Source organism: Halopenitus sp. POP-27 (genome assembly GCF_029889855.1).
Lineage (GTDB): Archaea > Halobacteriota > Halobacteria > Halobacteriales > Haloferacaceae > Halopenitus > Halopenitus malekzadehii.
Window position 1 is genome coordinate 39,524 of the sequence record NZ_JARANU010000007.1, and the last position, 11,686, is coordinate 51,209.

Below are 11,686 nucleotides of genomic sequence, written 5' to 3' on the forward strand. Positions count from 1 at the left end.
TTGAAACGTCCGGTTGGGTCATCGTATAGCCGTCGGACCGTGTCGTTCCGCGGTGTTAACTTAAGCATAATTCCACCAGACGGCGTGGGCTTGTAACCACGTTTCTGCGGTCGGTGGGTCGACGTGACTAAAACAGTTTGAAAATAAAAATTTTCTCTATTGTATTTCACGAAAGACACTTTCAACTACGTTTCTGAAGCCGTGGGTTTCGACGCGGAAGCTGAGATTTTCACGCCGAAGCGCTCCGTTGAGATCGTCGGCGTCATCGACGAGAAACAGCGCATCTTCAACGTCGTGTTTCTCAGCTAATTCAATCAGAAATTCTCGACCGATCGGAATCGTATACGTTGGAAACAGTCGAGAATGGAGTATTCTGTTGGTTTCCGGATCGACAGCAGCGTACAGCCAGTACTGTTCGGAATTGATCCGGATCGCCTTCTGATCGACAGCAACGCGATCCGAACTTTCACCGCCAGCTGGCTGTAGATCGGGTTTTTGAACCCAGTTATGAACCGCCGTTCGGCTCCGATCGACACCCAAATCTCAAGAAGAATAACTGTATTCGAAAGTGAGAGCCCTGCAAGGTGGTGGCGAATACCCGTTTCAATGATCTCGCGGAGTGTCCGCTCTCGCTCCACAAAACCCAAGTCGATCCACTCAGTAGAATCGCTGAGGCGGTTGGTTTCGGCCACAGGAATCTGAAATCAGACGCCTCATGCTTAACTTAACACGACGCGCCGACCCGACCGTGACCATTTAACACACCCTCCCGCCAAGGTTCCGTATGTCGATCGAAACGACGTTCCGCGAGTCGCTGTCCGAACACGACGTCGCCGTCACGCGGACGACTCCCGGATCGTGTGCGGACGCGATCGCGGACGCGACCGACGGGAAGACGATCGGGGTGCCGCTTCCGGAGGGGCTCACGCTCCCGCCCGACGTGATCGACCGCCCCACGAACGGCGATCTCGAGACGGCCGAGACCGGCGTGACGCCGGCAACTCTCGGCATCGCCGAAACCGGGAGCGTCCACCTCGAAAGCGATCGGGCCGGAACCGAGCTCGTGAGCCTCTACCCACAACGCCACGTCGCGGTCCTGCGCACTGAGGACATCGTTCCGGACGTCGCGACGGCGATCGACCGCCTCGGTCCGGATCTCCGTGGGGGCGGATCCGGGGTGATCGCGACCGGCCCGAGCGCGACCGCCGATATGGGGAGCCTGGTCGTGGGCGCACACGGGCCGGGCGAGGTCCACGTCGTTCTCGTGGAGGCGGGACGATGAGTCGGGCGGGCCGAGGCGACCGAACGGGACGGGACGAACGGAACGACCGAACGGAACAGGACGAACGGGCAGACCGCGCTGCGCGCATCCGCGAGGCGATGCGCGAGGAGGGCGACGCGATCGCCGAGCACACTCGTGAGCACAACGCGGGCCGGAAGGCAGTCACCGAGGACTTCCCCGAGTACGAAACCCTCAGGGAGCGCGCCCGCGCGGTGAAGGAGGACGCGATCGAGAACCTCCCCGACCTCGTGGATCGGCTCCGGGAGAGCGTGGAGGCGAACGGCGGGCACCTGTACGTCGCCGACGACGCGGCGGACGCCAACCGCTACATCGTCGAGACCGTCGGCGACGCCGAAACCGTCGTGAAGTCGAAATCGATGACGACCGAGGAGATCGACCTCAACGACGCGCTCGAGACCGCCGGCGTCGAACCGGTCGAGACCGACCTCGGCGAGTGGGTGATACAGCTCGCCGAGGAGTCCCCCTCCCACCTCATCGGTCCGGCGATGCACAAGGATCGGGCGGAGATAGCCGCCCTGTTCGCCGAGGTCTTCGACCCCGCGGATCCGCCGGAAACGGCCACCGAACTCACGGCGTTCGCCCGCGAGACGCTCGGCGAGCGGATCCGCGAGGCCGACGTCGGACTGACCGGCGCGAACTTCGTGGTGGCCGAGTCGGGGTCGATCGCCCTCGTCACCAACGAGGGGAACGCGCGGAAGGTGGCGTCGACCCCGGACACCCACATCGCGGTCTCGGGCGTCGAGAAGATCGTCCCGACGGTCGAGGACCTGGAGCCGTTTGTGAACCTGCTGTCGCGGGCGGGAGCGGGCCAGGAGCTGTCGGCGTACACCTCGTTGTTTACCCCGCCCGTCGCCTCGCCGGTGCCGGATTTCGACGCGCCCGACGAACCGCTATCGGCGATCGATGATGAGGGGACGACCGCGAACCCCGACCGCGAGTTCCACCTCGTGTTGATCGACAACGGCCGGCTGGCGATGCGCGAGGACGAGGACCTCCGTGAGACGCTGTACTGCGTCCGCTGTGGCGCCTGCGCCAACTCCTGTGGCAACTTCCAGAGCGTCGGCGGGCACGTCTTCGGGGGCGAGACCTACACCGGTGGAATCGCGGGCGGGTGGGAGGCGGGGATCGAGGGACTCGACGTCGCCGGCGAGTTCAACGACCTCTGTACCGGCTGCTCCCGGTGCGTTCCGGCCTGTCCGGTGAAGATCGACATCCCGTGGATTAACACGGTCGTTCGGGACCGCATCAACCGCCGCAAGGCGGACGCGAGTGACTTCGCGTTCCTCCCCGACGGGCTGGCTCCCGACGCCGAGCCCGCAGGGCTCGATCTCGGCAAGCGGTTCGTCGGCGACTTCGCGACGCTGGCGAAGTGGGGCCACCGAACCGCGCCGCTTGCCAACCAGCTCGCGGACGCCGGACCGGTCCGGGCGGCCCTCGAACGCGTCGTCGGGATCGATCGGCGGCGGGACCTCCCCACGTTCGCGAGCGAGAGCCTCGTCGAGTGGTTCGACCGCCGCGGGGGTGCCCGGATTCCACTCGCCGACGCCGACCGCGACGCGATCCTCTACCCCGACACCTACACCAACTACGTCGACGTCGAGCGCGGCAAGGCGGCGGTCCGGGCGCTCGAGGCACTCGGCGTCCACGTGCGGGTACCGTCCCTCCCGCCGAGCGGCCGGCCGCCGCTCTCACAGGGGATGGTCGCGACCGCCGAGGAGCGTGCCCACGACCTGTATGCCGCGCTCGCGGAACACGTCGACGCCGGGCGCGACGTGGTGGTCGTGGAGCCGAGCGACCTCGCGATGATCCGCTCGGAGTACGAACGGTTCCTCGAACCCGCCGCGTTCGACCGGCTCGCCGGCGCGAGCTACGAGATCCTGGAGTACGTCTACGGCCTGCTCGAGAACGGAGCGTCGATCGACGCGCTCGTCGGCGGCGACGATGCGACCCGGACCAGCGACCTGGCGTACCACCCGCACTGCCAGGCCCGCACGCTCGATCTCGAGGAGTACACGCTCGCGGTGCTCGAGCGCGCCGGCTACGACGTCCGCACCTCCGATACCGAGTGTTGCGGAATGGCCGGATCGTTCGGGTATAAAACGGAGTACTACGAACTGAGCATCGACGTCGGCGAACCCCTCGTTGAGGACTTCGGCGGAACCGACCGGACGCTCGTCGCTTCGGGAACGTCCTGTGGCGAGCAACTCGACGCCCTGCTCGACCGTCCCGCACGGCACCCGATCGAACTGCTCGCGCCGCCGGAAGCACCGGAGCGATGAACGGATCCGCCGTCGCTAAGCGGTGACCGGAGATTCGGCGTCCTCGTGGGCACCCTCCGACGTCGAGGCCTCATCGTGCTCGGCCGTCGAGGCCTCGCCGCGTTCCGCCGTCGAGGCCGCACCGTGTTCCGATTCGATCGCGCCGGCCAGCGCGTCGGCCAGTTCGATGACGGCCGCCTCGTGGTCGGCTCGTGATCCCCGGATCGACATCGGCGACGTCCCGAGATCACGGTACGTAGACAGGTCGTCCGTCGCCAGCGTCCCCTCCTCGTACAGGTCCGTCGAGACCGTCCCGAGCAGGTCGTGGAGGTGGATGAGTTCCGTCTTTTGCATACCTATTAAAAGGACATCCAGACGGGTAAATCCGTCGCCGGTTCGAGGACATATCGATCGGGTGATCCACAAGCGGTGTCCGTCGCGACTGGGGCGGTCCACAAGCGGTGTCCGTCGGCGCCGGTGATCGACCACGAGATATCGATTCCGCCCGGCGATCGATCATCATCATTACTTATAAACTAAGGATCTGCAAGGATCGTTCATTGTGAATCCATAGCAAGCCATAATAGGTGCCCCTCACAACGTTCGACCACGCGCCCACAGCGGGCCGACAAACTATGACTGACAACGAACTCATCTGGCGTATCTCCGGGGGATCCGGCGACGGGATCGCCTCGACGAGCCAGAACTTCGCAAAGGCCCTGATGCGATCGGGGCTACACGTGTTCACGCATCGACATTACCCGTCCCGGATCCGCGGCGGCCACACCTACACCGAGATCCGCGCGTCGGCGGAGCCCGTCCGCTCGCGCGGCGACGGCTACAACTTCCTGTTGGCGCTTGGCGATTCCTTCGCCCGGAATCCCCAGGAGGACGCCGTCTACGGCAACGAGGAGGTCAAGCCGCTCTCCGAGAACCTGGACGAACTTCGGGAGGGCGGCGTCATCGTCTACGACGAGGGGTTGCTCGATCCGAGCGATATCCCCGACTTCGACGAGCGCGTCGAGGAGAACGACTGGCACGTCTATCCGCTCGACCTTCGCGGGCTCGCCCGCGAGCAGGGCCGCGAGGTTATGCGCAACACCGCCGGCGTCGGCGCGACGTGCGCGCTCATCGGGATGAACCGCGAGCACGTCGAGGACCTGATGCGCGATGCGATGCCGGAGAAGATCTTCGAACCGAACCTCGAGATCCTCGAGACCGCCTACGAGTCGGTCCTCGAGAACTACGACGCCGACGCCCACGACGTCACCGTCCCCTCGGGCGAGCACGACGAACAGCAGGTGTTGCTGTCCGGGTCGGACGCCATCTCCTACGGGGCGATCGACGAGGGCTGTCGGTTCATCGCCGGCTACCCGATGACGCCGTGGACCGAGGTGTTCACGATCATGACCAAGAACCTGCCCGAGCTGGGGGGGATCTCAGAGCAGGTCGAGGACGAGATCGCCGCTGCCGCGATGGCGGTCGGTGCCTCACACGCCGGCGTGAAGGCGATGTCCGGATCCTCCGGCGGCGGCTTCGCGTTGATGTCCGAGCCGCTCGGACTGGCCGAAATGACCGAAACCCCGGTCGTGCTCATCGAGGCGATGCGCGCCGGGCCCTCGACCGGGATGCCGACGAAACCCGAACAGTCCGACCTCGAACACGTCCTTTACACCTCCCAGGGCGACTCCCAGCGCGTCGTGTTGGCGCCGGGCACCGTCGAGGAGGCCTACGAGCAGAGCCGGCTCGCGTTCGAGATCGCCTACGAGTACCAGATTCCGGCGATCCTGCTGTACGACCAGAAGCTCGGCGGCGAGATGCTGAACGTCCCGAAGAGCCACTTCGACCGCGAGCCCAACGCGGACCTCGGGAAGACGCTCTCGGAGGCCCAGCTGACTGAACAGCCGCACACCCCCGACGGGAAGTTCCACCGGTTCCAGCACGAGGCCGACGACGGCGTCTCGCCGCGGTCGATCCCCGGCCAGAAGGGCGGCCGGTACCTCGCAACGGGCAACGAGCACGGCCCGAGCGGCCACATCAACGAGGACCCCGACAACCGGACCGCACAGATCGACCGGCGCCTCGAGAAGCTCGAGGTGATCCGGGAGCACCTCGACACCGTCGACACCCAGACGTATATGGGCCCCGAGGAGGCCGAGTACGGCATCCTCACCTTCGGGAGCCAGCAGGGCACCGTCGCGGAGGCCGTCGACGTGTTGAACGCGAACGGCCACTCCGTGAAGGCGCTCGGCGTCTCGGACATGCTGCCGTTCCCGACCGCGGAGGTCGAGGCGTTCATCGAGAGCGTCGACGCGGCGCTCGTCGTCGAGATGACTGCCTCCGGACAGTTCCGCGGGCTCATCCAGAAGAACCTCGGTCGCCACGGCGAGAAGCTCTCGAGCCTGTTGAAGTACAACGGCAACCCCTTCGAGCCCGCCGAGATCGTCGACGGATTCGAGTCGGTCGTCGTCGAGGGGGACGACCTGGACAGTTCCACGACCACCTTCGTACCTGCGGCGGGTGATTAGACATGAGCGCATTCTCAGCCATCGGCGAGGAACGGGAGATCGACCGCGACGAGTACACGCCGGGCGTCGAGCCCCAACCGACGTGGTGTCCGGGCTGTGGCGACTTCGGCGTCCTGAAGGCGCTCAAACAGGCGTTGCCGGAGGTCGGCCGCACCCCCGAGGAGACGCTTTTGTGCACCGGGATCGGCTGTTCGGGCAAACTGAACAGCTACCTCGACTCCTACGGGTTCCACACGCTCCACGGCCGATCGCTGCCGGTCGCGCGGGCGGCGAAACTCGCGAATCCCGGCCTCGAGGTCATCGCCGCCGGCGGCGACGGCGACGGCTACGGGATCGGCGGGAACCACTTCACTCACACGGCCCGTGAGAACCACGACATGACCTACATCGTGTTCAACAACGAGATCTTCGGGCTGACGAAGGGTCAGACCTCCCCGACGAGCCCGAAGGGTCACAAATCGAAGACGCAGCCCCACGGCAGCGCCAAGGAGCCGGTGAAACCGCTCTCGCTGTCGCTCAACGCGGGCGCCTCCTACGTCGCACGGACGGCCGCCGTCAACCCCAACCAGGCCAAGGAGATCCTGATCGAGGCGATGGAACACGACGGCTTCGCGCACGTGGACTTCCTGACCCAGTGTCCCACCTGGAACAAGGACGCGCGCCAGTACGTCCCCTACATCGACGTCAACGACTCCGACGACTACGAGTTCGACGTCACCGACCGCGTCGAGGCAGCCGAGATGATGCGAACGACCGAGGAGGCGCTCTACGAGGGCGAGGTCCTCACCGGCCGGTTCTACGTCGACGAGGAGCGACCCTCCTACCAACAGGAGAAGCAGGCGATCGGCGAGATGCCCGATGAGCCGCTCGCCGAACGGTACTGGGACGACGACTACGAGTGGGAACGGTCCTACGACCACTTCCTCGACAAACACGCCTGACACGCCGGATCGGGCCCGGTCCCTGACGGATCCGACCGGGCCGGCTTCCACGACGTCCGGAGACGACGACGTCGACGCCGGCTTCGCCGCAATAAAGACTGTTTGTTGGTTCGCAAGGTATTTTTCCCGTCATACGAAAGAACCGGTATGAGCACCGTCTCGACGGAGGAACGCATCCTCTCCGTGTTGGAGGAGGACGCGCAGGCCTCCTACGCGGAGATCGCGGACCGGGCTGACGTGTCGAAGCCGACGGTTCGCAAGTACATTCAACAACTGGAGGAGGAGGGCGTCATCGTGGGCTACTCGGCCGACGTCGATCCCAAGAAACTCTCGGGACAGAGCATCGCCCTGGTCGGAATGGACGTCGATAGCGGCCGATACGTGGAGGCGACCCGAGCGATCAAGGACCTTCCGGAGGTCGAGGCGCTGTACACGTCCTCGGGTGACCACATGCTGATGGCCGAGGTTCGCGCCGGCGACGGCGACGAGCTCGGCGATGTGATCTCCGAAAAGCTGCTGGCGATCGACGGCGTCACGGCGGCGCATCCCTCCTTCCTCCAGGAGCGGCTGAAGTGACGCCGATAGGGTGACAATAAATTTATATATAACGAATCGTGATATAATTCTGTCAAATTTTCCGTTCCGGGTCACGGACCCAGCCACCGTCCCCACCTGAACGTCCGACGATCGATCGGTATGCCGTGTTTCGGGATCAATAACCGTTTCTCCGCCGTTTGTGGTCATCGGGTCGAGCGGGCCATCTCCCGACGACGGACGATCAGCGACGAACGAACACTCGAGCAGAAATTTCAGAACGCGGAATACATATTTTCCCAGGTATTGTCACCCCGTCCGTCCACGAGGACGGATATCCACGAGGATTTTCGCCCGCCAGTATCAGATCCGGACGAGGACGTCCTCGCCGTCGACGGTGCAGTCGAAGCTTCCGATTCGCTTGCCGGAGGCCTCGTGGACGCCCGTCTCGAGGTCCCACTCCCAGAGGTGCCAGGGGCACGAGACCGTACAGTCCTCGACGTTGACGCCACCGCGTTTCTCGGTCCAGGTGTCTTCGGCGTTGATCTTCCGGTCGCCGGCCTTGTGCAGGGGGGCCCGCTGGTGGGCACACCGGTTGCTGATCGCGTAGAAGTCGCCGTCGAGGTTGAACACCGCGATCTCGATTCCGTTGACGGTGTATCCCTCACCCTCGCCGGCGGGGATCTCGTCGACCGTCGCGACCTTGGTGAACGCCTCACGGTCGAACTCCTCGTCGTCGACGTCGGCTGTGGTGTCTGAGCTCATCAGTACCCTCTGAGGATCTCCTCGGCGTTTTCGTGCAGCACGGCCTCCCGCGTGTCGTCGTCGAAGGCGTTCGACGTGTAGAACCACGTCGGCGGGTCGAGCGTCTGGTGGGGCCAGTCGCTCGAGTAGATGAACATGTCCTCCGCCATCGACAGCTTCAGCAGGTCGCTGGCGTGGCCCGCGTTGCGCGGGAGCGCGAACGGCTGCGTGCAGACGTAGATGTTGTCACGCAGGTACTCGCTGGGCGCCCGCTGGAGGTACTCCTCGCCGGAGTCCATCTTCCGGGGCGTGATCTTGATGTCGTCGGGGTGCATCTCGTAGAACTCGTCCATCCGGTAGCGAAGGAACGGAACCCACCAGTGGCCGCCCTCCTGGAAGACGACGTCGAGTTCGGGGTATTTGTCGAAGACGCCCCGCATGATCATGTTCACGATGTTGACCATCGTGTGGAGGGGCCAGTCGAACCCGAGCACCTCCGTCCAGGTCAACATGTCGTCGCCGATGTAGGAGTGCTGTGGCCAGTAGGTCAACGACCCGTGGAGCAACAGCGGCAGGTCGTGTTCGATCAGCGCCTCGAAGACGGGGTCGAACTGCTCGTTGCCCCACGGGACCTTCGGATCGAACCAGGAGTAGGCCGCGACGATGCCGTCCTCGTCGGCGACGCGCTCGATCTCCTCGACGGCGTATTCGGGATCCCACTTGGGAACCATCATCGACGTGGAGACGCCCTCGTCGACGAACTGATCGAGCATGTAGTCGTTTGCCGCCTGGCAGACGGCGTTCTTCAACACCGGGTGGTGCTGGAGGTTGAGGTTGTTGATGCCCGGATTGACGATCGGGTCGTCGACGGCGATGTTCTTGCACGCCTCCCGGACGTCGGCGGCGTACTTCGCGCGTCCCTGGGTGAACAGGCCCTCCTGGCCCTCCTTGATGCCGTAGGCGGCGTCCCACTTGCCGACGATCGGCGTCGCCCCGAACTCGGTCGTCAGCTTGTCGAGCGCCCGGTCGTCCTCGACGTACGCCAACAGCTCGTCCTCGACCGGATTGACGTGGAAGTCCATATCGATGATATGGTCCTCGAACGCCTGATCCGGTACCTCCGCGTCGGCGTCCAGCCGTTTGACTGATGATGCCATACGTCACCATCTTTGAGTCATACAATATATAGTTTGTGTTCTCGACGCCGGAATGACAGCATCATATATTCTCTATTAGAGAACCACTTGATCGGTCATAGCGGAGCCAGACGGGATCGATACTACCTGAATCAGTCGACTTGACGGGACCCAGTCGAGATTCCCGGGAATTGATGGGAATTATTGGGTGAACCGGTGACTTCTATTACACGCATATATCTGTCACGATATTCGATATCGACTTCGTTCTCTAATAGCTATCACATCTGCCACCACCGCCGTTCGGCCCCCGACACATTTACATTTAATATATAACATATATTTATATTACTATAAAATCACACAGATATACTGTTCTTTGATATTGAATCATTAGCCCTATAGATCGCGTTTACTGTGTTTTCACTCTCCACATTCGATGGATCTTGAATCCACATTCCCCATTTAAATAAAATATTCTACATTTACTATATGAAATCAAGATGTGCGCTCGTATCGAATCCGGTTCGATCAACAAAACCGATCCCCACAGCGCCATCACGTTCGCTTTACAGGCGGTCGAGGCGAATGCCCCGGGGTCGGACGGAAATCTCAGATTTCCGTGATGACGAGACGCTTCGCGTCTCGAACCACGTGACCCCGAGGCGGTTCACGGCCGGCGTTTAAGTCGCTCGCCGACCAAGCGGTCGATCGATGGATGGGGACACGCTTCCGGGTACACAGCAGCCCACGGCGGGGGATGAACGGGTTATCCTCCACGTCGATATGGACTGCTTTTATGCGTCCTGTGAACGCCTGCGTGACCCGTCGCTCCGCGATGAGCCCGTCGTCGTCGGAATGGGGTACGAGCCCGGCGAGACGATCGGCGCGGTGGCCACCGCGAGCTACGAGGCGCGCGCGTTCGGCGTGAACAGCGCGGACCCGATCTCCCGAGCCCTCGATCGCCTTCCGCGCCGCGCCGAGGCCGACCCCGACGATCCGAACGCGCCGGATCCCGATCGGACCGCCCACTACCGCCCCGTCGATCTGGAGTTCTACACGTCGGTCGCGGCGGACGTGAAGGCGATCCTGCACGACTGTGCGGACGTCGTCCGCGAGGTGAGCATCGACGAGGCGTACCTGGACGTGACCGACCGCACGTCCTGGGGACTCGCGGGGCAGCCCGGCGTCGACGAGGGTGACCCAAACAACGGCGACGACGCGAACGACGTGGACGACGGTGACGCCGACGTCCCCGAAAGCGCCGCTGCAGGACCCGCGGAGCGTCGAACGCTCGCGGAGGGCTACGCCAGGTACGTCCGCGACCGGATCGAGCGCGAGGCGGGTGTCACCGCCAGCGTCGGCGTCGCGCCGAACATGTCCGCTGCGAAGATCGCCAGCGACCACGACAAGCCGGAGGGGCTGGTGGTCGTCCCGCCCGGCCGCGTCCGGGAGTTCCTCGCGCCGCTCCCGACCGAGACGGTTCACGGCGTCGGCCCGGTCACGGCGCGCACGCTCGCCGAGATGGGGATCGAGACCGCGGGCGACCTGGCGAGCGCCGATCCTGCGGCCCTCGAGGCCGAGCTGGGCGAGCGCGGCCGGGAACTCCACGAGCGCGCCGGCGGCGAGGACGACCGGGAGGTGACTCCGACCGGGCTCCCGAAGAGCCTCTCGCGGGAGTCCTCGCTCCCGCCGACCGACGACGAGGAGACGAAACGCGAGCGCGTCAGAGCGCTCGCGGCCGACGTGGCCCGGCGCGCCCGCGAACGCGAGTGTCTCTACCGAACAATCGGCGTGAAGGTCGTGACGCCGCCCTACGAGGTGCATACCCGCGCACGGAGCCTCCCGGGTCCCGTCGACGACCCGGACCTGGTCGAGGCGGTGGCACTCGACCTCCTCGCGGAGTTCGCCGACGACCGGGCCCGCAAGCTCGGCGTCCGCGTCGCCAAGCTCGACTTCGCCGACAGCGACCAGGCGACCCTGTCGGGGTTCGAGAACACGCAGGCGGAGAACGGAACCAGCGGCGATCGCGGCGGTAAGAGCTCCGACGATCACGGCCGTGATGACGGCCGAAACCGCGGTGACGGCGATCGGACCGGTGGACGCCGGCGGCGGACGGGACAGGCATCGCTCCCCGAGTTCGAGTGATCCCGCCGCCGGTAACGACGTGAGCCGATCGACGCCGATCGTCGTCAGACGTCCGTCGGACGCGGGCGAAGGTCTTTGAGGACCGGCCGGCGTC

General features: G+C 64.4%; 9 protein-coding genes and 1 pseudogene. 6 read left to right on the forward strand and 4 right to left on the reverse strand.

What is annotated here, in order from left to right; translation table 11 throughout:
• Positions 1 to 60 precede the first annotated feature (60 nt).
• Positions 61 to 692 (reverse strand): annotated as a pseudogene (locus OQF70_RS05985) (IS6 family transposase).
• 92 nt (positions 693 to 784) lie between these two features.
• Here OQF70_RS05985 and OQF70_RS05990 point away from each other — a divergent pair.
• A complete protein-coding gene (locus tag OQF70_RS05990) occupies positions 785 to 1,282 on the forward strand; it encodes an LUD domain-containing protein (protein WP_280536450.1) in 498 nt (165 codons plus the stop codon).
• A 98-nt stretch (positions 1,283 to 1,380) separates the two neighbouring features.
• Positions 1,381 to 3,582, forward strand: coding sequence for an LUD domain-containing protein (locus OQF70_RS05995; RefSeq protein ID WP_280536534.1), 2,202 nt, complete (start codon positions 1,381 to 1,383; stop codon positions 3,580 to 3,582).
• Positions 3,583 to 3,597: 15 nt separating this feature from the next.
• Here OQF70_RS05995 and OQF70_RS06000 read toward each other — a convergent pair whose 3' ends face one another.
• The gene (locus OQF70_RS06000; RefSeq protein ID WP_280536451.1) at positions 3,598 to 3,915 is read right to left on the reverse strand and encodes a UPF0058 family protein; all 318 of its coding nucleotides are present in this window, start codon (positions 3,913 to 3,915) and stop codon (positions 3,598 to 3,600) included.
• Positions 3,916 to 4,196: 281 nt separating this feature from the next.
• Between OQF70_RS06000 and OQF70_RS06005 the strand changes: the two genes are divergently transcribed.
• From OQF70_RS06005 to lrpA1, 3 genes are all read left to right on the forward strand, one after another.
• Entirely contained in the window at positions 4,197 to 6,089 is a 1,893-nt protein-coding gene (locus OQF70_RS06005; RefSeq protein WP_280536453.1) for a 2-oxoacid:acceptor oxidoreductase subunit alpha, read from the forward strand.
• A gap of 2 nt (positions 6,090 to 6,091) precedes the next feature.
• The gene (locus OQF70_RS06010; RefSeq protein WP_280536455.1) at positions 6,092 to 7,030 is read left to right on the forward strand and encodes a thiamine pyrophosphate-dependent enzyme; all 939 of its coding nucleotides are present in this window, start codon (positions 6,092 to 6,094) and stop codon (positions 7,028 to 7,030) included.
• 147 nt (positions 7,031 to 7,177) lie between these two features.
• Complete coding sequence (gene lrpA1, locus OQF70_RS06015) at positions 7,178 to 7,606, forward strand: HTH-type transcriptional regulator LrpA1 (RefSeq protein WP_280536456.1); 429 nt, start codon at positions 7,178 to 7,180, stop codon at positions 7,604 to 7,606.
• Positions 7,607 to 7,927: 321 nt separating this feature from the next.
• Here lrpA1 and OQF70_RS06020 read toward each other — a convergent pair whose 3' ends face one another.
• Together OQF70_RS06020 and OQF70_RS06025 are read right to left on the reverse strand one after the other, a co-directional pair.
• Positions 7,928 to 8,329 carry a Rieske 2Fe-2S domain-containing protein gene (locus OQF70_RS06020; protein WP_280536457.1) on the reverse strand — a complete coding sequence of 134 codons (402 nt, stop codon included), beginning with the start codon at positions 8,327 to 8,329 and terminating at the stop codon, positions 7,928 to 7,930.
• Complete coding sequence (locus OQF70_RS06025; protein ID WP_280536458.1) at positions 8,329 to 9,465, reverse strand: amidohydrolase family protein; 1,137 nt, start codon at positions 9,463 to 9,465, stop codon at positions 8,329 to 8,331. Before OQF70_RS06025 ends, OQF70_RS06020 begins: the two co-directional genes overlap by 1 nt.
• Positions 9,466 to 10,158: 693 nt before the next feature.
• Here OQF70_RS06025 and OQF70_RS06030 point away from each other — a divergent pair.
• Entirely contained in the window at positions 10,159 to 11,592 is a 1,434-nt protein-coding gene (locus OQF70_RS06030; RefSeq protein ID WP_280536459.1) for a DNA polymerase IV, read from the forward strand.
• The last annotated feature ends 94 nt before the right edge of the window (positions 11,593 to 11,686 follow it).

What these genes read in the sequence shown, in the direction of transcription:
- OQF70_RS05990 (WP_280536450.1), top strand. Translation starts at nt 785, where the DNA reads ATGTCGATCGAAACGACGTTCCGCGAGTCGCTGTCCGAACACGACGTC.
- OQF70_RS05995 (WP_280536534.1), top strand. Translation starts at nt 1,381, where the DNA reads ATGCGCGAGGAGGGCGACGCGATCGCCGAGCACACTCGTGAGCACAAC.
- OQF70_RS06000 (WP_280536451.1), bottom strand. Translation starts at nt 3,915, where the DNA reads ATGCAAAAGACGGAACTCATCCACCTCCACGACCTGCTCGGGACGGTC.
- OQF70_RS06005 (WP_280536453.1), top strand. Translation starts at nt 4,197, where the DNA reads ATGACTGACAACGAACTCATCTGGCGTATCTCCGGGGGATCCGGCGAC.
- OQF70_RS06010 (WP_280536455.1), top strand. Translation starts at nt 6,092, where the DNA reads ATGAGCGCATTCTCAGCCATCGGCGAGGAACGGGAGATCGACCGCGAC.
- lrpA1 (WP_280536456.1), top strand. Translation starts at nt 7,178, where the DNA reads ATGAGCACCGTCTCGACGGAGGAACGCATCCTCTCCGTGTTGGAGGAG.
- OQF70_RS06020 (WP_280536457.1), bottom strand. Translation starts at nt 8,329, where the DNA reads ATGAGCTCAGACACCACAGCCGACGTCGACGACGAGGAGTTCGACCGT.
- OQF70_RS06025 (WP_280536458.1), bottom strand. Translation starts at nt 9,465, where the DNA reads ATGGCATCATCAGTCAAACGGCTGGACGCCGACGCGGAGGTACCGGAT.
- OQF70_RS06030 (WP_280536459.1), top strand. Translation starts at nt 10,159, where the DNA reads ATGGATGGGGACACGCTTCCGGGTACACAGCAGCCCACGGCGGGGGAT.